The organism is Novipirellula rosea (genome assembly GCF_039541335.1).
Taxonomy (GTDB): Bacteria; Planctomycetota; Planctomycetia; order Pirellulales; family Pirellulaceae; genus Novipirellula; species Novipirellula rosea.
Genome location: NZ_BAABGA010000029.1, coordinates 369,815 through 391,134, shown reverse-complemented (window position 1 = coordinate 391,134; position 21,320 = coordinate 369,815). Strand labels below are relative to the sequence as shown.

Sequence of the window (21,320 nt, the reverse complement as noted above, 5' to 3'; positions counted from 1 at the left end):
GACTTCCGCTACGAGGACTGGCTTCCGCTACGACGGGCTTTAGCTGGCCGCCACAGCAGGCTTCTTCTTCGGCTTGTAGATTTCGGTGGCCGTACCGAAGTGGACTTCGCCCGCATTCATCAACGTCTCGCTGAGCGTCGGATGCGGGTGAACGCTTTCGGTAATGTCGTGCACTTCGCAGCCCATTTCGATCGCCAACACGGCTTCGGCGATCAATTCGCCTGCACCGCTGCCGACGATGCCACAACCGACCACGCGTTGCGTCTCGGGATCGACCAACCATTTGGTCAAACCATCGGTGATGTTCAAAGCTTGGGCACGGCCACTTGCCGCCCACGGATAAACTTCGACGTCGACTTTGCGACCGGCCGCCTTGGCTTCGTCTTCGGTCAAACCGGCCCAAGCAATTTCGGGATCGGTGAAGACAACCGCAGGGATCGCTACTTTGTCAAACGCTGCGGGTTTGCCCGCGAGCACTTCGGCTGCGACGCGGCCTTCGTGCGTCGCTTTGTGAGCGAGCATCGGATCGCCTGCGACGTCGCCGATCGCGAGGATATGCGGATCAGCGGTACGTTGCTGGGCGTCACATTCAATGAAGCCACGCTCATTGACAACCACGCTTGTGTTTTCCAGCCCGAGTCCGCGAGTCACGGGACGACGCCCGATGCTGATCAGGACGCGGTCAAATTTTTCATGACCAAAGTGGGCGGGACCTTCAAAAGTCACTTGGATCTTGTCGCCGTCTTCGGCTAGCGAGCCGACTTTGGTATTGAGCAGCACGCGGCCTTCGCACATTTTGTTGATACGTTTAGCGAGCGGCTTGACGAGATCGCGATCGGCTCCGGGCAACAAGCCTTCGCTGAGCTCGACGACGGTGACTTTCGAACCAAGATGAGCGTACACGCTGCCCATTTCCAAACCGATGTAACCGCCCCCGACGACCAACAAGGTTTCGGGGATATCGGCAAGTGCGAGAGCTCCGGTGCTGTCCATCACACGGTCGCTGCCGATGTTGAACGCGGGCGGCATCGCTGGCACGCTGCCGGTCGCGACGATGCAGTGATCGAACGTCAATTCGCCACCCTCGGGGATCGATTCGTCATCGCCTTCGAGTTTCAGCGTGGTCGAGTTTAGGAACGTGCCCCGCGCTCGGATGACGGTCACGTTACGGCGTTTTGCCAACTGGCCCAAGCCGCCCGTCAAATTCGAGATCACTTTGTCTTTGCGAGCTCGCACTTTGTCGACATCGATCTTGGGCTTTTCGTCGTACACGACGCCCCAATCTTCACGCAGCTCATCCACTTCGCTGATCACCTTGGCCACATGCAGAAGCGCCTTGCTGGGGATACAGCCGCGGAGCAGACAGGTACCACCGAGACGAGGTTCGGCTTCGACAATCGTCACGTCAAGGCCTTCGTCGGCAGCCAAAAACGCAGCCGCGTAACCACCAGGACCACCACCGAGAACAACAACAGGACTATGCATCAGAGGAGATTGCCTCTCAAAAAACGACTAGGACGATTCGTAAAGACAGCCTGTCGCAACCGACGAGATCGGTTACTAGGCCAAGGGAGACGTCATTATAAACAGAACCGGCAACCTAAATTGCCGGTTCGAATCAATGACCATGTACCAAGCGGGCTCCACACATATGTAGAGCCTTAACCCCCCACGCGGTGACACGCACACGGGTGGGGGGAACCGGCATACAAGGGACCGGTATGCAAGGGAAACGCAGAATCGCGAACGCTTATCGTGACAAGAATTCGACGACGCTGTTCGCATCCACGGGCAAGCTAATGTCGCTTGGTCCAGGAAGTCCCAGCACGGTAGCCTTCAGGTTTTCGCTATCGAAGGTAACCCAATCCAGGGCGTCGGGCGACGCATTGGCGATCACACCACGATAAAGATTCTTCAGATTTTCACGACCACGGACTTCGATGATATCGCCAGGGCGAAGCTGGTAGCTTGGCTTGGTGACCTTCACGCCGTTAACGCGAAAGTGACCGTGCGTGATGCCTTGACGAGCTTGAGGACGCGTCTTGGTGAAACCGACGCGGCGAACCACGTTGTCCAAACGACGCTCACACATCAACAGCAGCAATTCACCGGTGTTACCCGATTTACGACCAACCGCATCAAAGTAACGACGAAGCTGACGCTCGCCCAAACCGTAATAGTGCTTGATCTTTTGCTTCTCCATCAACGCCATCCCGTAGTTACTCGGGCGACGTCCACGAACGTGCATCCCGGGCGGGGTGTTACGTCGGTCCAATGCGCGTGCGGCACCGGCTGTTTCATAAAGAAGGGCGCCGAGGCGACGGTTGATTCTTGCTTTGGGGCCTGTATATCGGGCCATACTGCTTTACCTTTTTGCGTCCAGGACGCGGCTTGGGGACATCGGCAGGAGTGAAGCCGCTCAGAGACAAAATCTGCAAGCGAACTGCTGCCAGCGTGCGATCCGCATGGGGACGGCGATTACCGCCTTGCCCGCTGTACTGGTGTCGACCATTGACACCAGGCGTTCACACATCGAATTCGAGGAAGCCCGAAAGTGTCGCCTCCGGGGTCCAATTTGACAAGAGGAAGCGAGGGCTAATTGGGCTAGAAACGGGGAAAACAGGCCAAAACGACCGACGTTTGCCGGTTGCGGCGAGATTTCCACGCTCGCTAGCTTAACGATCGATCTGGTATTCGGTGATCTTACGGTACGCGGTCGCACGGCTAATTCCCAGCAAAGCTGCCGCCTCGGGGACGCTGCCGCCAGTACGCTCGAGTGCTTTGCGGATCAGCCGACGCTCCCACTCATCCAAACGGAGGGTGTCCAATCGGCTCAAACCGGCATCACGCAGCCCGAGATCGTCCGCTTCGATTGCCGGATCATCGGCCATCACGACCGCGCTGTCGATCACGTTTCGCAATTGACGCACGTTGCCGGGCCAAGCGTATTCCAACAATCGCGTCCGTGCTTCATCGCTGATCGCCAACAGCGGGCGACCATGTTGGCGGCGAAAATGTTCCAAAAAGTGACCGACCAACAATTCGATATCGTCGCCGCGATCACGCAGCGGCGGCACGAGCAACTCAAACACGCTGAGCCGATAAAACAAGTCTTCTCGGAAGCGTTTTTCACGGACAAATTCGGCCAAATCACGGTTGGTCGCGGCGATCACCCGCACATCCACCAACACCTCTTCGGTCGCACCGACAGGCAAAAACGGATGTCCTTCGAGGATTCGCAACAGTTTCGCTTGGCCTTCGAGCGTCAATTCGCCCACTTCGTCCAAAAACAACGTCCCCGTATGGGCTTGCTGGAACCAACCGATATGGTCGCTGTCGGCACCGGTGAACGATCCCTTGCGATGACCAAACAATTGACTTTCGATCAAATCATGAGGAATCGCGGCACAATTAACGGTTAACATTGGCCGCTTGGAGCGCCGGCTGGCGCGATGCACAGCGCGGGCCACCAACTCCTTGCCGACCCCGCTTTCCCCACGAATCAGCACACTGCCGCTGGCGTTGCCAACGCGTTCGATCCGTTCTTTTAACTTCTGCATCACGGCGCTGGATCCGACCAATTCGTCCGAATCGGCGTTGCGGTCCGCGATCCGCCGGCGATCGGCTCGCAACGAATCACGCTCGAACGCTTGGCTCAACCCGATCGATAACAAACGGGCGGCGGCAACCGTCAATTCAAATTGTGACTCGTTGAATTTGGGCTCACGACGGTACAGCTGCAGCACCCCGACGTTGGTATCGTCGCTGCCGATCGGAGCATAGATAATGTCGGACCACATTTGATCCTTGCCCGCGGTGCTCATTTCGCTGGCGTCCGACTTTGCCGGATCATTGATCCAAACCGCTTCTCCCTCTTTGACGATCCGCTTCAGCAGCGATTTTTCGATGGTCACCAAGTCGGCTGCATCGGCGGGTTCCACACGTCGCGGTTTCAACCGCCCGTCACCGGAATCGAATGACAATCCGACCACGTCCGCATCGGTTCGATCACGAAGCAATTCAATCAGCGTGCTGATCACCTCGTCGGGACTTTCACAACGCAGCAAACTGAGACTCAGCGAGTACAGATCCATCAAATGGCCGGTCGCGGCAACTTTGGCGATCGGATCTTCGTCGTCGGCGGTCCAGCGGTGCTCGGTCTTTACCGACTCCCACGCAATCGTCTGAGTAAGCGATGTCTCTTCGGTCGATTCCCCCGCGGGCTCGACCAACTCGAGTTCGGTGGCACCAATTTTGACCGTGTGGTGGTTGAGCATCCGAGCATGGTCGGTTTTCTGGTCGTTGACCAAGGTCCCATTGCGGCTGCTAGTGTCGCGTAAATGCCAATTGCCATCCTCGAAATAGATGACGGCATGGAAACGCGAACTGACGGGGTCCGTCAGCATGATTTCACAACTCTTCCCCCGCCCGATATGCATCGGCCGTTCAGGATCCAGAGTAAATTGCCGGCCTTTCTGAGGCCCGCTGCGCACCATCAAATATGCTGTCATCTGTCGCTTCTTGGCGTCATGAACACTCGAAACCGTTCGAGCAGTCCGGCAGCTCCTGCTTACGAATGCAATAACCGGACCTTTGATCGTCTCATTTTAAGACATCGTAATATCAATGTGGGGAAAGAGGTAGCAAAAGAATCCGGAATATCGGAAACAGGCTCTTGCTGGTGAATCGCGAGTCGAGACATCCGCTCTACGAAAACGCCCCCTTTTCTGTCAACGGCACCCGAGTAGCAAAAACATCGAGCGATTTCAAAGAGCGTCTGCGGCCACCCCAAGAGGCATGCGACTTGCCAGAAGCAAAAATGCTCGCAGCGGAAGCCGTCAAGACTATCGCTGGATCGACGTCTGCCCCCGAAACTCTTGACGAGGTCCGCTACAGATGATGCTTCACAGCGTCGCCTTAGAAGGGTTCGGCTGGGGGCACGATCAACTTATTTTCCTCGATCGCTTGCGACAGCGACTTGAGCGCGACCGGCAACGGTTGCGGATCACGATCGAGTTTTTCCCACCACTGCGTCAGAACATCGCCTGCGATTGCCGCATCACTGAGTCGCCACAATCGGGTGGCTGCAGAAATCGGCAGGGCACTGTGGGACACGAGATCCAGCTCCGCTGCAGACCGAAGCACCAACGGAACCGAGGCAAACGCCCATGCCGACGTCAACGATGCCGGGCGTCCAAACGTGCTGTCACCCGGTTTGGAGGTGAGCGATTTTTGAGCAATATGTTGTTCAATCGCGACTCGCGTGACCAACCACGCGACCCGCACCACCTCAGGCACGTTGGGCAACACATCGGTCAACATCGCCTCGATCCAAATCGCAGCGTTCTTGCCTTCATCGCTGCCTGGTTCGAATCCGCCGTCGCCGCCTCGTAGCGGCTGGACGAACAAGCCATCCACACTCGCTGGCCACCAATTTTTCGGTGGACTTTGCCCCCAAATCTGCTTGGCGACTTGGTTCAACACACCGCGGCCGACGGTATCCCAGCGTTCGCGGAGTGGTCGCGATCGCAATTCAAGTTGATCGAGCAAGCGGGGGAAACGATCGTGGACGACGATGCGGCATTCATCCAATTGGCGAACGATCCCACGACTGGTTTGGTCGACTTGCAGTGCGCTACACCCTGACGCGACGAGTGCGGTTTCGCAAGCCGCCCGAGTTTCGTCGCAACCAATCGATTCGCGAACTAAACGACTCCAAAAGCCTCGCATATCAATTGACGAAGAAAGCAACCGCTCGTTGATCTGCGTGACGCAGGGCACAAGCGATTGCTCGAGTTTTTCGTCGGTACAGGCGGCCCCCACCGCAACCGAATAGGCAGCGTGAATCGTCGAAAGAGCGGTATCCGGTTTCCAACGAATCCGTGGTGATGAAGCCAAGGTTGCCTCCTAGCCTTCGGCGCTCAAATGATCCTGAATCCAACACTCTAGTTCTTCAAAATCCACCGGCGGGTATTTAGAAAGATCAGGACGCAATCGTTTGGCTTCGTGCAGATAAACGTGGTGGATTTCGGATTGAGGCTTGTCGGTATTCCAGTGCAACATGACCCGGATACAACGCGGCAACGAGCCTTCGACCGACACTTCGTAGCCGCACAACAGCGGTACCTCGAGCCACCCGAGTTGGCGGGCTGCCAAGGCGGGAAACTCGGCCGTCAAGTCGGAAGTGACCGTAAAGAAGGCGCTTGCAACGTCCGCCGATTCGATCTCGTTTTGGCGGATCATCAAGGCTAGTAATTGACGAGTCGCGGTGAGAATTTGATCACGATCATCTTTCTCAACGCTGGTCGCGCCTCGCACACCACGGCAAACTGTCATCGCTAGAAGGTCTCTTTAATAAAAAGCAAAATTAGACGGGCAATCGCACCCCCAACGTCCCACCGCGTGCGGAAGCCGTTGAGAATCATCGGCCAATCATGACGCTAGCCCGGCCTCGGATCATCGCTACTATAGAATAACTGACCCATGACCGATAACTGGGTACAGTCCAGAATCGAGATTTGCCCCTTCGGTGATGCTCCCATTCGGGAATCGCCCGTCTGCGGCAAATCCGCACGGCCTGCATTCAAAACGGGACGGAAAACGGAAGTTTCCTCGACGCAAAATTTTTTAGCCACCATCCACTTCGGAGTGACAATGACCGAACGCACTCGGCATCAAGAAAAGATTATCAAGAATTACTACGAAAATCGTGATTCTATCGGGCTGCAGAAGGCCCAAGAGGCGGTCACCGAACTGTATCTCAGCGAAGGTAAAAAGCGAGCTCAAGTCTGGAAGCGGCTGACCAGTCACCTAGCCAAAATTGGTCTGAAAGAGGACCAGATCGCCAAATTGCAGGAAGACGACAACCCCGAGCAACTCGCCAAACTGCTCGAGAAGTACGTCTAGCAATTCATCACCGCTCGGATCTCCTGTGGCGTCGCGGATTTCGTGATCCCGCCATCGCTGCACCCGGGCTCGAAATTCTTCGCTCAGGCTCTGCTCCTTCCTGATTCACGAACGACAAGCGGTGCTGACTTCGTGAATCGAGGGAGTTGCTGATTGAGTTAGCCGTCTTGAACGATCCTTGACCAGCCAGGACAAAGGATCGGAAATTCTTCTGCGGCGATGGATTCCCTTACGGGATCAACCAGAACGCTCCGGTCATCGCCGCGGCTTGCGTCAAACCGCCTCGCAAACTGATCGGTACCGGAGGCTTGATCCACGGAGCGCAGTTGCCGGGGCGATAGTAACCCAGGGCGTATTGGCATTCGTTCGGAGCATGCACGCCCATCTTGTAAGGCAACACCGCGATGTTGACAAAGAAGTGAGCAGATGAAACAACCGGTTGCCACAGCGGTCCACGGGTGTGCCCGTAACGCTCGAGATTGACATCTTCGAAGTACAACGGCTTGTGACACAAGTTGGATGCTTTCCACGTCATCGTGGTGTTCTGCCATGAACGTTCGGTGTAGGCGACTTGCTCGATCAGACATTCCTTGGGCAGACCCCAGTTATCGGAGATGTAGGCCAAGTCGGCTTCGCTAAGCCGATTGATCGAGAGTTCTTCGGTCGTGCCGTGTCCGGTCTGAATCACAGCCTTTTCGTAAGCCAAATCAACCAAACGTCCCGATGCAAGCGGACGTCCGTCGATCGTACGCCATTGTCGTTCGCTCTGGTTCTCGTCGAACTTGGTCTTCAGCTTTTGGTATTCCGCTTCGCTGATCACGTCCGGTCGAAACGGCGGGCTGATGTCCAACGACAACTTGTCGATCGTTTGCGATGCAATTCGTTGACGGAAATCTTCGCACGAGATCCCTGCGGTTTGCTTGAGATCATCGACACCATCAAACTTGCCAACGCCATCCTCTTCGCGGCCCGAGCGTTGATCCAAGCGATCGCGATCGCGTTCGTCAAGAGCGCTGCGTCCGCCATCCGGTTTGCCAAAGGGGTTTTCGAACCGACCACGTTGATCCGAGGGAGATTCGGGACTCTCTTCGCTGTCGCTTCGTGGATTTGGCAGCGGCTGAACACTGCCTTCTTCCTTCAGGAAATCGCCGAGCGAACGACCATCCTGGGCCGGCTTGGATTGACGTGGGCTGGTCGGTTGGCCTTGAGGACTAGGCAGCAATTCGAGCTTCGATTGTGAGTCGACTTTCGATCCCGGAGCAGGCAACGATCGCGACGGCGGCATGGCTCCCGCTTCGCCTCGCAATTGGTTCATCGAGCGAGGGTCAACCGGGCGAGCCGGATCCGCTTGTGCCGGTGATGCGAAACCTGGGTTCCGTGGCGCCGCTTGACGTCCCTTGGTCGAGCCCTCGCCAAACGGGTTTTCGAAGAAGTCTGTTTTCGGTGGAGCCGCTTCACGCGGTTGCCCCGACGATTCGGGTGGCAACGCAAAGCCGCCGCCTTGCTGGGGCGCGACCAACCATGTGGTCCGCTCAACCGGTGCCGGTGACGATGCCGGATCGGCGTTGACCGAACGCAGGTCCGGAGCCGATTGCGCTTGCTGCAACGGGGTTGCCGGTTGGCTCTGGACCGCCGACACCGGACGCACCATCATGCTCGGGGCCATCATGCTCGGGGCCATCATGTTCGGGGCCGCCGCAGAAGGGGCCATCGTGCTGCGGCCTGAGCTGTCTTGCTGGGCCACCGCGCTGACAGCTTGTTGGCTGACGGCTTGTTGGTTGACAGCTTGCTGGCTGGCAACTTGCTGGTTTGACGCACCACCGCTGGCGACAACGGTTGCCGCAGGCAGGTCGTCGGCAAACGGATCTTGGCCCGCGAAATGGCGATCCACTGCGTCGCTGGCCGCGGTGCTACTGGGCTGCGGAGCCGACTTGGGATTGCGTCCCCATTTCAGATTCCAACCGTCGTGGGTTGGATTGTGAACGGGTGCCGGAGCGGCCGGCGGGACGGTTCCCATTTTGGGAACCGGACGAAGATTGCCGTAGCCCGTGGGCGACTGGCCGAGTGCCGCTGGAGTATTCCAAGCGGCGAGCGTCCCGGCACTGGCAATTAAGATTGCCAGGCTAGTTCGTTTCGCCTGATGAAACATCAGGGCTGTAATTTGGCGCTTCCTGGGTGATCGCAATGTCATGCGGGTGGTTCTCCCTAACCGTTGCTGCGGAGACGCGAATGAATCTCGCATCGTGCCGCAACTCATCAATCGTCCGTGTTCCGACGTATCCCATCCCCGCTCGCAATCCGCCGACCAATTGGTAGACGTAATCGCTAAGAGGACCCTTGAACGGCACGCGGCCTTCGACGCCTTCGGGGACAAGTTTGCCCGCCTCAGCACCTTTTTGCCGATACCGATCACTGCTTCCTTTGACCATCGCGCCCATCGACCCCATCCCCCGGTACGACTTGAACGTACGACCTTGGTACAGGATCATCTTGCCCGGACTCTCGGTCAGGCCTGCGAACAGACTTCCGATCATCACGGTGCTCGCGCCGGCCGCGATTGCCTTCGTAATATCACCGCTGAAGCGAATGCCGCCGTCGGCGATGATAGGTATGTTTCTCTCTTCGGCGATTTTGACTGCGTCCAAAATCGCTGTGATCTGAGGGACCCCGACGCCGCTGATGACTCGCGTGGTACAGATCGAACCTGGGCCGATGCCGACTTTCACCGCATCCGCACCCGCTTCGATCAAATCACGAGTCGCTTCAGGGGTGGCCACATTCCCGGCCACAATATCGATGTCCCAATCACGTTGACTCTTAATTTCTCGGACGGTTTCAATCACGTTCTGACTGTGCCCGTGAGCCGAATCGACTACTAGCAAATCAACGCCTTGTCGAATCAAACTCTCGGCTCGATCAAAATCACCGACTCCGATCGCCGCTCCGACCCGCAATCTGCCGAGCGGATCTTTGCAAGCACGCGGATATCGTTTCATCATGTCGATGTCACGAATCGTTATTAACCCCGTCAGTCTTCTATCTTCGTCAACCAGGAGAAGTTTCTCGACTCTTTTTGCCGTTAAAATTCGCTCAGCTTCCTCAAGCGTTACATTCCCTACAGCCGTCACTAAGTTCTCATGCGTCATAACTTCCGAAACGGGGAGGTTTGGGTCCTCTAGGAAACGCAGATCGCGTCGCGTCAGAATGCCAGCAAGCTTGCGATCGGCATAAACGATCGGGATTCCCGAGACGTTGGCCTGGTCCATCAATTCCGCCGCCCGGCTGACCTTTTCCTCGGGGGGTAAGGTCACGGGATCGACAATGATGCCATTGGCCGAGCGTTTCACCTTCAGCACTTGCTGGGTCTGGCTGCGGGGCGACAGGTTCTTGTGAATGATCCCCATCCCGCCTTCTTTTGCTAGCGCGATCGCCATTTCCGCTTCGGTGACCGTATCCATGGGCGAGGAAATGAGCGGGATCTGTAGCGAGATCCGGTTGGTTAGCCGGCTTGTCACATCCACTTCGCTGGGCACAACCTCGCTGTAGCGTGGCAGCAAGAGGACGTCATCGAAGGTAACGCCGAGTTTGCCAATTTTGTCTTCCGTCATCTTTATTACCGATTACCTAGAGCGTTCAGGCAGGGCATGCGACCTGTTGGGGAAAACCCCTGATTATGCCGCACCAAGCGGATTTGGTGTAGGGCCTGACAAATAGGCCCCCCAAGGATCCTCGCAAACCTCTCCGCAATGACTGCGATCACCCCGCCAATGCCTACTGGCTCGACACCGAGTTCGGTTTCACGACTTCTTACTTGCCACCCGCTGCGGGATCAGTAAACTAAAACCAAAGGAACCCCTCCGCAGAACCATGCGCAAACGAGCCTTCAGATGTACCTTCACCCGTCTCCTTCGCTGCGCTCGCTTAACATAATGACCACCCTGCTGCTGCTTAGCTTGGGCTTCGGATTGCCGGCGACCGGGTACGCTCAGCAATCCGAAAACGCGAGAGTCAGTCGCCAATGGAAATCGGCTGCCGGGACCGTGGTGGATGCGGAACTGGTGGGCCAAACCGACGAGATGGTGGAGCTATTGATCAAGGGCCAGCCGGCTGCTCGGAAAATCCCAATTGCCCAATTGAGCGAAGCGGACCAGAAGTATCTCGCGATTCGCTGGTTTAACCTCCAAGACCAACGACAATTCGAGTTGGTCAAAGACCACCTGCGAACGGTGGCCGAGCGTCCTCAAACGGTCAGCCGGTTGCTGATCGAAATCCACAATGAAATCAAAGAGAGCCCCTACGCTGGACTGTGGGCCGCCGTCACGCTCAGTTGCGGCAGCAACGAACATTCACGAGCCGCCGTGTTGCTAGAGGACACGCTCCGCCGCATCGAAAAGCAGCAGGACGCAGATCCGTCGCGGCATCGCATGACCTTTTGTTCAGCAAATAACAACCTCGCCATCTGCTTGATCAAAGGACGCAAGGGGGATTCAGCGGCGACACGCATGGTACGAGCGATCGAGTCGGTCGAACGAATGCCACCGATCGTTCAATCCAACGCCGAATTGTTACATGAGCTGACGACCAACACCGACAGCTTCATCACGTTTTCACCGAGCACACGGCAACGGCTGATGAGAACGGTGGCGTTATCGAACAACGCCGGTAGCGGCACGAAATTGGAAGCGGGGTGGCACTACACGCTTGATTTTGACGTTCCGTCGGAATCGGATGCCAACATCAAAATCGACGGCATCGATGCACCGCGACCCGATCTACAACTGCTTGCAACCGGGACCGGCTTTGTGGTGTCTCCGGGAATTGTGTTGACCGCACGCCCCGTTGTAGAAACGACGAACTACCACGGTCCCAAACTAATCACGGTGATTGTCGACCCTGCGTCGTCGTCACGCCGCAGCGAGCTTGTTCGAGACCTGCTGATATCCTCGACACGATCGGTGGCGGTTTCATCATCGGTGGGCTCGGGATTTGGAAGCGGCAACGTGGTGTGGACTCACTATTCCTACGTGCGACCCCAGAACGGTCAAATGGGAGCCGAGATCGCGGCGCTACGGGTACCGAACCTAAAGCTTGCCCCGGTGGAAGTCGCATTGGATGATCCCACCAAACGAACCGCGATTCGCATTCTTGGATTTTCGCGTGGCCAAGCGGCATTGCAGCGAGGACTGCAAACGCAAGCGGGCGAGGTATTGCAGTCACAAGCGATTCGCGGCAGCGTCTCGGCACTTGGTGCCTCGGGCAGCGGAGTGACGCTGCAAACGTCTGCCCGCGTCATGGGCGGAAACCGTGGCGGCCCGGTGCTGGATGCTGAAAACCGTGTCGTCGGGATCGCCTACGACACTCCCGTTTCGGGAAGCGACGCAAAAGGGTTCTTCTTTGGCTCAGGCGAATTTCGTCGTTGGTTCTACGAGAATGTGCAAACCGCTTCACTTACCGACGTGCAGTCAAGCCACACGGCGACACAGCGGCTGAACACGGTCGAGAAAAGCTCCGTTGCCGTTTATTGCTGGGGGCTGAGACAAAAATCGACGTCTCAGTTGTTTAGCGAGGTCGCTGACAGCAGCCGTGACTCCGGCGGGTTGTACCTGCGAGACAATTGGTGTGTTGCCTGTGATGGCCGCGGATTCCTGGATTGCCCCGTGCGAACCTGCAACAAAGGCGTAGTTGCCGGACGAGAAACGGTCGTCAAAGGTGTAAATCCATTGACAGGACGCCCGATTCGCGCCCAACAGGTCACTCAAGAACGCTGCTCGACCTGTAACGGAAAAGGGGGCAGAATATGTCCGCACTGCAAAGGCGGAAAAATCTAGGCTCAGCAAGACCTAGTGGCTTGTCGAGATTTGTTTTTAGGGTAGCGGAACTCGTCAAGAGTTTTGTTTGGAATGGAGTGCTGTCGAAAGTCCTGACGACTTCCGCTACAGTTTTCAGACAGAGCCTAGCACGTTCCTGCCAATTGATCTGCGAACCACATTGCGAGCGCGATTACCATCGCGTTCGGATTGCCCACCGTCAGCTCGGGAAACACCGAAGCATCGACAATCGACAACCGACGCGTGCCGATCACCGATAAGTCCGCGTCGACGACACGTCCAAGCCCGCAGGTCCCGACGGGATGGTACAGCGTTTGGGCGTAACGCGAGATTGATTTGGCAATCGTCTGGTCGCTGTCACGTTTCGCCCCCGGCACCAATTCGGGTCCAATCCAATCTCGCAGCGGCGACTGCATCGCGATCGAGCGCGCCAATTTCACTCCGGCGACGGTCGTTGCGACGTCGGCGGGATCCGCCAAGTAACCGAGATCGATCTGGGGCGGTTCGTTTGCATCGAGTGACCGAATCGCAAGCTGCCCACGTGATTTCGGTCTGGCCGGATTGACGGCAATCGTCATTGCCGCCGGCGCACCGGGCTGCGGAAAACGGAGGTAATGCGTCGGCGTCACATGAATCTGAATCGTGTCGTTGGCAAACAAGCCACCGGCTTCGGCAATATTCGACGCAAGCGGTCCTCGACCGAGCGTGTCGAATCGCACCAGATCTCGCGGTGAGACGTTTAGATCAAAGCGAGCCGCGGGGTTGGTCGAAAAGACGACGGGCATCACCAGATGATCTTGCAGACGCTGGCCGACCTCCGCCGCGTCCAGCCACGCTTGACCACCGGCGTCTACCAACGAATCGCGAGGCCCAATGCCGCTTCGCATCAAGATCGCGGGACTGGCGATACTGCCGGCCGACAAGATGACTCGTTTGCTGCCACGAATTTTCGACCCGTCGGCCAACTGGACTCCAATCGCTTGGTCATCACGAAACAGGACGCGATCGACGGTACCTCGAATCATTTGCACGCCGGGCGAATCTGCAACCAGAGCGGCGGGGGACCAACGGCGTCCGTTGCGATTCATCCTGCGATATGCCTGCGGAGTACCAAACGGAGTCGCCGCCTGCAAAAACCGCTCGGCCGGGTCGCTGATCCAGCGGGCCGATTCGGGCTGTACCAATCGCTCAGCGGCTTGATAGGCGGACCGCAGCGATTCGGTTGACCAGCGATCATCCGCCGCGGCTGCAGAAAACATGTTGAAATCATCGTCCGTTGGCGAAAACCAGATCATCGCATTGATCCGGCTGCTGCCGCCGACCCCTCGGCCTCGGGGACAATTCAGCGAGCGGCCGGCGAGCGACTTCGACGCTTCGGTGGCGTAGTTCCAATCACTCGAACTGCCCAGCAATTTCAACCAGCGAGCGGGCCGAGTGTGATCGATTTCGGTCGCGGCAACGATTTCTGGGTTTTCCGCCGCTCCCGGCTCGATCAATGTGACCGAATAGCCGTGTTGATGGTGCAACAGGTGGGCGAGAGTACATCCCGCCGATCCGGCACCGACAATCAGGATGTCAGGAGAAGGCATAGCAGCAGCAGTGTCCAAATTTGGGGCAGTTGGCAATAGGCGATAAGTCGTTTGTTGATTAGGATTTCCGGGAACAATTCCATTCCGTCCCTATCCAATTCTCAATTCTGCTATGAATGCGTCCGCAAAATCGAATGCCGTGCACCGCTTCGTTGGAATTCCGACCGCTCCACCCGACTCCATTTTGGGGCTGACCGAAGCGTTTTTGGCGGACAAGAATCCTAGCAAGATGAACCTCAGCGTCGGAGTTTACAAGGACGCGTCGGGGCAAACCCCGATTTTGAAGTGCGTCAAGGAAGCCGAGCGACGGTTGATCGAAAACGAGGCGACCAAAGGCTACCTGTCGATCGATGGATTGCCGGATTATCGCGAACAAGTCCGCTCGCTGGTCTTTGGTGACTCGCTCGACGCGGGCCGCGTGGCCATTTTGCAGACTCCCGGCGGCACGGGAGCACTTCGAGTCGCGGCCGATTTCATCGTCGCCCAACTTTCGCCAACACGAATTTGGATGCCCTCGCCAACCTGGGCGAACCATCCGGCTATTTTTGCCGCAGCGGGATTGGCGAGCGAAACCTACCGCTATCTTGGCAGCGATCGCACCTCGTTCGATTTGGCCGGAATGCTCGAAGATTTGAGCGAAAAGACCAAACCGGGCGACGCGGTGCTGCTGCATGCATGCTGTCACAACCCTACCGGCGTCGACCCCACCCCCGAGGACTGGAAGGCGATTGCCAAAACGGTGGCCGAGCGTCAACTGATTCCCCTAATCGACTTTGCCTATCAAGGCTTTGGCGACGGCATCGAGCAAGACAAGACGGGACTGAACACGATCTTGGAAGCGGTCGACGAAGCGATCGTCTGCAATTCGTTCAGCAAGAATTTCGGCTTGTACAGCGAGCGTGTTGGATCGGTTTGCCTGATCGCTGCGGATGCGGAAACTACCAAAGCTGCCCACAGTCAGCTGAAAACAATCGTCCGCACCAATTACAGCAACCCACCGCGTCACGGTGGTGCGATCGTAGCAACCGTTTTGCAAGACGCAGAATTGACGAAGCTTTGGCAGCAAGAGGTCGACGAGATGCGCGAGCGGATCGATGCCCTGCGTCAACAATTCGTCGAAACGATGAAAAACACCGGCTCAGGCCACGATTTCTCGTTTTTACTCAAGCAAAAAGGGATGTTTTCCTTTAGTGGCTTGACCCCGATGCAAGTCGACGAACTCAAAAGCAAGCACGGCATCTACATTGTCGGCAGCGGCCGCATCAACGTCGCCGGCATGAGTGAAGACAAGATGGATTCGCTGTGCCAAGCGGTTGCGTCTGTCCTGTAGGCCCTTCAAGGTTTACGTCAAACGGACGAAAGTCTTGACGACTTTCGCTACGCTCAATTAGCAAAACCCTATAAGAAAATGCTTCACAGCGTTGGCCAAAACGGCTAAATCAACCAGCCGTCATCGTCGAGAGAGAGAGAGTTAAAGCAGGTGGTGGTCGTTGCATTAACCTGAATGCCGCGCCAGCCTGCGACTTTCCATCGGAACGACAGCCGCACCCCCTCTCTCGGTAGGTCCTGTCCTCTGCAACACTGGGCCCAATCCCTTCTTCTGGGCAACCTCGCTCTGGGTAACTGTTCTTTAATCACATCCGTGATACTGCTAAGGTTGCCAGAGCGCCGCGATCGGTGGCGAACGCAGACGCGTCCGAACCTCCGCATCGCAAACGCTGCCAGACCACACTGGAACCACGCGTTCAGGGGGCAGTGTCGCCTAGCCACCCAGCGGACTAAACTGGGCTGTCCCCTAATTGCCCCCCCTAAGTTGCCTGTCGATTTCGTGTGCCGAAGACGCTAGCGTCCGGCCGCTGGTCGGTAAAACGTTAGCAAGTCGATGCCTACGGTAAGCGCCGCAGGCATCCTGACAGCGTCCCTCCGGACTGATGACACAGCAAGAATGAAATGACGGATCCAGCGGCAACATCATCGACAGCAGTCAAATCATTCGAATCTCGCATTACGCACCGTGATTCTCTTTTGCTCTCATGCCTCCAAGACGCGGCGATTGTGACCGACGTCGCGGGGACGGTTAGCTACTGGAATGACGGTGCGACGAACCTGTTCGGCTGGACCGCCGATGAAATGGTGGGGCGTTCGCTGGTGGACCGTTATCCGCTGCAAGCACGTGATTCGATCCACCAACAAATCCAATCTCTGTTGGCGGGCCAGGATTGGAAGGGCGAATTTCTCGATTGGCGCAAAGACGGCAGTCGCGTTTGGACCGATGCCCAAGTCACACGGCTGATGGACGACAACGGTCATGTTTTGGGAATTCTTGGCATATGGCGTGATATCACCGCTCGCAAAAATTCCGAAGCGGCTGTCGAATCGGGGGAACAGCGGTACCGGGATCTGGTCGAATCCTCGCACGACTTGATTTGGACCGTCGATGCCGAAGGGCTCATCACATTTATCAACCAAGCCGCCAAAGCGATTTACGGCTGGGAATCTCACGAATTGATTGGCAAGTCGTTCCTCGAGTTCATCACTCCGGAAAGTTTTGAAGAGACGCTCAAGACGTTCATGACGATTATTCAAACGGGCGTCGAACAACTTGACTATCAATGTGGTGTGTTCCGCAAAGATGGCAGCGTCGTCACGCTCAGCACCAACGTCCGAGCACAACGTGACCAAGAAGGCAACTTGGTCGGGCTGTCAGGAATTTCTCGCGACTTGACTCAACTGATCCAAGCCACCAACGAATTGCAAGAACGACAGGTTTTGCTGTCCAACGCCCAGCGCATCGCCAACATGGGCAGCTGGGACATTGATCTGCGGCTAGGAAAGTTCCAGGGGTCTGAGCAAACGTTCGAGATCTTTGGCATCCAAGCGGATCACTGCGATGGGTCGCTTGATTGTTTGATGGATCAAGTTCATCCCGAGGACCGCGATCGCGTACTGACCTCGCTCTCGATGGCGGGTTCGGACAACCAATATGTCGAACAAGAGTTTCGAATCCAGGGTCCCCACGGCGAAATTCGGCTGCTGCGTGAGCGTGGCGAAGTAGTGACCGACGAATCGGGCAAAGCAATTCGTCGACTCGGGATGGTCCAGGACATCACCGAGCAAGAGCGGAATATCGTCGCTTTGCGAAAAAGCGAAGAACGATTCCAGCTCGCCGCCGAGGGATCCAGCGCCGGCATCTGGGACTGGGACATTTCATCCGGTGAACTTTATTACTCGCTTCGATTCAAGCAGTTGCTTGGCTATCGCGACGATGAGTTTCCGAACGTCTTCTCTTCGTTTTCCGACTCGCTGCACCCCGACGATAAGGCTCAATTCGAGTTTGCCCTAAAAGAACATTTCTGCAGCAACAAGCCGTATGACACCGAGTTCCGGTTGCGAACCAAGTCGGGCCAATACCGCTGGTTCAATGCTCGCGGTGATGCATTGCGGGACGATAGCGGCGAGCCTTACCGCATGGCCGGATCGACGATTGACATCACCGACCAAAAAGAAATCGAACAGGACCTGCGGAACATCCGTGCGCAGCAGCGTCGCTTGATCGACCAACTCGAAAAAGAAAAATCAAGGCTTTCTGAAGCGCAAGCGGTAGCCAAGATCGGAAGCTGGGAAACCGACCTCGGGACGATGAGGGTGTTTTGGTCCGAGGAAACCTACCGCATTTTCGAAAAGCATCCTGACACGTTTTTCCCCACCCATGAAAACTTTCTAAAACTGGTTCATCCCGAGGACCGCAAACGGGTGAACGAGGCGTTGATCGCATCGTTTGACGTCGAGTCGACATGCCAGGTGGAGCACCGAATTGTGCTCTCCGACGGCCGCGAAAAATGGGTCGAGGAATCGTGGCGTGCATTTAATGACGACGATGGAAACCCGATCTATGCGATTGGGACCTGCCGCGATATTTCCGAGACCAAACGAACGCAAGGCCAGCTTGCCGATCACACCCGCCGCCTCGAAGCCACGGCCTCCGTTGCTGGCGCGTTCCTGGAAAAACTTGCCTTGAGCGACGCGTTGCAGACCTGTGCCGGTGCAATGGTCGACCATCTTGATGCCACATTGGTGCGAATTTGGACGCTCGATCCCGACGCGAACGTGTTGCATCTGCAGGCCCAATCCGGCCAGCAAGAGGCGGACCAACACTGCTGCGAACAAGTTTGCGTGGACGATAGCCCACTGGGGCACATCGTCCGCGAGCGAAGCCCACAAATCACCCAAATGCCTGCCTTTGATCATGGACGAGAGGATCACGACTGGGCTCAGCAGCATCAGATTGCTGCGACCGCTGCCCATCCGTTATTGGTCGAAGATCGCTGCATTGGGGTCGTCGAAACGTTTTTGCAATCGAAGCTTAGCCAAGAACTCGAGACCAGTCTTGCGATTCTCGCGAACACGATCGCGGTCAACGTGGATCGTAATCGTGCCGAAGAAAACCTGCGTCGTCTAAATGAAGAACTCGAATCACGCGTCCAGCGGCGAACCAAAGAGCTGTCCGAAAGCGGGCGTCGTCTGAAGACGCTGTTGGCCAACTTGCAAGGCATGGCCTATCGTTGCCGCGACGACTCCGATTGGACGATGGAGTTTGTCAGCGAAGGTTGTCGTGATCTGTTGGGCATCTCGCCCGAACGATTGACCCAGGGCGACTGCGTCTTCACCAGCTTGGTCCACCCTGATGATTTGCAGCAGGTTGTTGCGGTGTTTGCCGACGGCTTGCAAGCCCGTCGACCGATCGAGCACGAGTACCGAGTCCGCACGCCCGATGGGCAACTGAAATGGGTTTGGGAACAGGCTCGCGGGATCTACAACGAGCGGGGTGAAGTCGCAGCGATCGAAGGTTTTATCTCGGATATCACCGACCGAAAACTTCGCGAACTCCGAGAGAACCACCAAAGCCAACTGCTGAGAATGTTGGCTGCGGATCATTCACTCAAAGCATGTCTCGAAAAGATCGTTTCAAGCATTGTGGCCGAAGACCCCGCGTTGATGTGCCATCTGATGCTGGCCGACAAATCCCAAACCCATTTATCGAATCATGCCGCGTTAAATCTTCCCAGCGATTACTTGGAGGCAATCGAGGAGTCCAAAATCCAAGAACATGGGCCGCCGTTTTGCCATGCAGCCTTTATTAAAAAACGAGTAATCACCGACGACATTCCTCACGATTCGCAGCCGGGCTCGTGGGCAGATTTAGCCCAACAAGCGGGAATCCGATCGTGTTGGTCAACGCCGATCCTAAGCGTCAATGCCGAACTACTCGGTACGCTCAGCATTTACACGGCCCAATCTCGAACGCCCAGTGCCAACGAGTGCGAACGATTGGAATGGGCTTCGGAACTCGCCTGTCTCGCGATCGAACACACCCGTGCGAAACAGGCGCTCGTCGACAGCGAATCGTTTAATCGCGTGACGCTCGATGCGTTGTCCGCACATATCGCCGTGCTCAATTCGAGCGGTGAGATTGTCGCAACCAATCACGCTTGGAAACAGTTTGCGACGGCAAGCCAAGCCGACGTGCGAAGTGTTTGTGAAGGACAAAACTATTTGCAGGTCTGCGATGCAGCAATCCAACTCGGCAACGAGGATGCGAGAAAAGTCGCGACCGAGTTGCGAGAGATCATGGCGGGAAAACGGGAATCGTCGAGCTTCGAGTACGCCTGCCATTCGCTCCAGGAACAGCGTTGGTTCCAGCTCCGCATGAGGCGGATCTACGTCAATGGCGAAGTGCACATTCTGATGGCTCACGAGAACGTGACCAGCATCAAACAATCCGAAACCGCGCTACGAAAAGCGATTGTGCATGCCGAGGAAGCCAGTCGGGCCAAGAGCGAGTTTCTGGCGACGATGAGTCACGAGTTGCGAACGCCGCTGAACGGCATCCTAGGCATGAACGAATTGTTAGGGACGACGGCACTCACGAGTCGCCAACAACAATTCGTCGAAGCGGGCCAGAAGAGTGGTCAATTGTTGCTGGCATTGATCAACGACATTCTTGATCTTTCTAAAATCGAAGCGGGCAAATTGGAACTTGAGCCGCGTGAATGCAATTTGGCAAAGGTGGCGCAAGACGTCGTCGCCGCCAACGCGCCGTTAGTCGCCGACAAGGGTTTAAGCTTGGATTGCCAATTGGCTCCCGAACTGCATGCACTTGTCCGTTGTGATGACCACCGCCTATGCCAAATCCTAGCGAACCTGCTGGGCAATGCGATGAAATTTACCTCGCAAGGCGGAATCCGCTTGGTCGGAGAACAGGTGTCGCGTCGAGGAAAGATTGCCCGGGTGCGAATCTCGGTAACCGACACCGGACTGGGCATCCCCGAGGACCGTAAGAACCGCTTGTTCAAGGCCTTCTCGCAAATCGACAGCTCGACCACTCGCCAATATGGCGGCACAGGATTGGGGCTTTCGATTTGCATGCAGTTGGTTCAGCTAATGGGTGGCGAGATCGGAGTCAAAAGTCAGCAAGGCCAGGGATCAACGTTTTGGTTCGAGATTCCCGTGGAAATCATCAACGAGACTGCGAACCTTGTTTCTCCCAATCCGTCACCGATTACCCCGAGCGAGCAACCACCCCTCTCAGGTGCATTCTCAGGACATATCCTGGTGGCCGAAGACAATCTCACTAACCAGTTTTACATTAGCGAATTGCTAAAACATTTCGGTTGCACCTGTGAAGTCGTCACGAACGGCGAGGAAGTGATCAAAGCAATCAGCAAGAAACAGTACGACCTGATTCTGATGGATTGCCAAATGCCTAAGATGGATGGATTTACTGCGACGCGTGAGATCCGCAAACGGGAACAGTCCGGCATGCTCGCAGGAAAGTTGCAAATCGTGGCGTTGACCGCGAACTCTTTATCGGGTGATCGCGAGCGATGCCTCGAAGCCGGCATGGATGATTACATCAGCAAACCGGTGCAAATCGGACAGCTGCAAGCTCTTGTGCAAGACCATCTCAGCACTCCCTCACAATAACGCGGCTGAGTCG

The 21,320-nt window shown here is 56.4% G+C and carries 12 protein-coding genes; 4 read left to right on the top strand and 8 right to left on the bottom strand.

The features are described 5' to 3' along the window. Window positions 1–39: 39 nt before the first annotated feature. The 5 genes from lpdA to aroH all read right to left on the bottom strand — a co-directional run bounded on the left by lpdA (window position 40) and on the right by aroH (window position 6,336). Window positions 40–1,485: a dihydrolipoyl dehydrogenase gene (gene lpdA / locus ABD971_RS11385; RefSeq protein WP_339940191.1), complete on the bottom strand. Its 1,446-nt coding sequence runs from the start codon at window positions 1,483–1,485 to the stop codon at window positions 40–42. Window positions 1,486–1,750: 265 nt separating this feature from the next. Further along, the gene (gene rpsD, locus ABD971_RS11380; RefSeq protein ID WP_339940189.1) at window positions 1,751–2,359 is read right to left on the bottom strand and encodes a 30S ribosomal protein S4; all 609 of its coding nucleotides are present in this window, start codon (window positions 2,357–2,359) and stop codon (window positions 1,751–1,753) included. Between the two features lie 316 nt (window positions 2,360–2,675). Continuing rightward, window positions 2,676–4,496 (bottom strand): sigma 54-interacting transcriptional regulator, encoded by a 1,821-nt coding sequence (locus ABD971_RS11375; protein WP_345322153.1) that lies wholly within the window; start codon window positions 4,494–4,496, stop codon window positions 2,676–2,678. Window positions 4,497–4,917: 421 nt separating this feature from the next. After that, complete coding sequence (locus ABD971_RS11370) at window positions 4,918–5,898, bottom strand: hypothetical protein (protein WP_345322088.1); 981 nt, start codon at window positions 5,896–5,898, stop codon at window positions 4,918–4,920. Between the two features lie 9 nt (window positions 5,899–5,907). Beyond that, window positions 5,908–6,336, bottom strand: a complete 429-nt coding sequence (gene aroH, locus ABD971_RS11365) for a chorismate mutase (RefSeq protein WP_040764999.1) — start codon at window positions 6,334–6,336, stop codon at window positions 5,908–5,910. Window positions 6,337–6,654: 318 nt separating this feature from the next. Here aroH and ABD971_RS11360 point away from each other — a divergent pair, with 318 nt between their 5' ends. Next, complete coding sequence (locus tag ABD971_RS11360; RefSeq protein ID WP_040765004.1) at window positions 6,655–6,906, top strand: hypothetical protein; 252 nt, start codon at window positions 6,655–6,657, stop codon at window positions 6,904–6,906. Window positions 6,907–7,135: 229 nt separating this feature from the next. On the opposite strand, the gene ABD971_RS11355 is transcribed toward ABD971_RS11360, so the two are convergent. Together ABD971_RS11355 and guaB are read right to left on the bottom strand one after the other, a co-directional pair. After that, window positions 7,136–9,055, bottom strand: coding sequence for a hypothetical protein (locus ABD971_RS11355; protein WP_345322081.1), 1,920 nt, complete (start codon window positions 9,053–9,055; stop codon window positions 7,136–7,138). Beyond that, window positions 9,030–10,514 carry an IMP dehydrogenase gene (gene guaB, locus ABD971_RS11350; RefSeq protein WP_339940176.1) on the bottom strand — a complete coding sequence of 495 codons (1,485 nt, stop codon included), beginning with the start codon at window positions 10,512–10,514 and terminating at the stop codon, window positions 9,030–9,032. The genes ABD971_RS11355 and guaB overlap by 26 nt, the downstream gene beginning before the upstream one ends. A gap of 321 nt (window positions 10,515–10,835) precedes the next feature. Between guaB and ABD971_RS11345 the strand changes: the two genes are divergently transcribed. After that, complete coding sequence (locus tag ABD971_RS11345; protein ID WP_345322078.1) at window positions 10,836–12,734, top strand: trypsin-like peptidase domain-containing protein; 1,899 nt, start codon at window positions 10,836–10,838, stop codon at window positions 12,732–12,734. A gap of 125 nt (window positions 12,735–12,859) precedes the next feature. Here the strand turns inward: ABD971_RS11345 and ABD971_RS11340 are convergent, their stop codons facing one another. Further along, a complete protein-coding gene (locus tag ABD971_RS11340) occupies window positions 12,860–14,323 on the bottom strand; it encodes a GMC family oxidoreductase (RefSeq protein WP_345322076.1) in 1,464 nt (487 codons plus the stop codon). Window positions 14,324–14,435: 112 nt separating this feature from the next. Between ABD971_RS11340 and ABD971_RS11335 the strand changes: the two genes are divergently transcribed. Next, window positions 14,436–15,653: an amino acid aminotransferase gene (locus tag ABD971_RS11335; protein WP_345322074.1), complete on the top strand. Its 1,218-nt coding sequence runs from the start codon at window positions 14,436–14,438 to the stop codon at window positions 15,651–15,653. Between the two features lie 695 nt (window positions 15,654–16,348). Then, window positions 16,349–21,307 carry a PAS domain-containing protein gene (locus ABD971_RS11330; protein WP_345322072.1) on the top strand — a complete coding sequence of 1,653 codons (4,959 nt, stop codon included), beginning with the start codon at window positions 16,349–16,351 and terminating at the stop codon, window positions 21,305–21,307. The last annotated feature ends 13 nt before the right edge of the window (window positions 21,308–21,320 follow it).

Bases quoted from the DNA above. Each gene is read 5' to 3' on its own strand.
- lpdA (WP_339940191.1), bottom strand. From the start codon at position 1,485: ATGCATAGTCCTGTTGTTGTTCTCGGTGGTGGTCCTGGTGGTTACGCG.
- rpsD (WP_339940189.1), bottom strand. From the start codon at position 2,359: ATGGCCCGATATACAGGCCCCAAAGCAAGAATCAACCGTCGCCTCGGC.
- ABD971_RS11375 (WP_345322153.1), bottom strand. From the start codon at position 4,496: ATGGTGCGCAGCGGGCCTCAGAAAGGCCGGCAATTTACTCTGGATCCT.
- aroH (WP_040764999.1), bottom strand. From the start codon at position 6,336: ATGACAGTTTGCCGTGGTGTGCGAGGCGCGACCAGCGTTGAGAAAGAT.
- ABD971_RS11360 (WP_040765004.1), top strand. From the start codon at position 6,655: ATGACCGAACGCACTCGGCATCAAGAAAAGATTATCAAGAATTACTAC.
- ABD971_RS11355 (WP_345322081.1), bottom strand. From the start codon at position 9,055: ATGTTTCATCAGGCGAAACGAACTAGCCTGGCAATCTTAATTGCCAGT.
- guaB (WP_339940176.1), bottom strand. From the start codon at position 10,514: ATGACGGAAGACAAAATTGGCAAACTCGGCGTTACCTTCGATGACGTC.
- ABD971_RS11345 (WP_345322078.1), top strand. From the start codon at position 10,836: ATGACCACCCTGCTGCTGCTTAGCTTGGGCTTCGGATTGCCGGCGACC.
- ABD971_RS11340 (WP_345322076.1), bottom strand. From the start codon at position 14,323: ATGCCTTCTCCTGACATCCTGATTGTCGGTGCCGGATCGGCGGGATGT.
- ABD971_RS11335 (WP_345322074.1), top strand. From the start codon at position 14,436: ATGAATGCGTCCGCAAAATCGAATGCCGTGCACCGCTTCGTTGGAATT.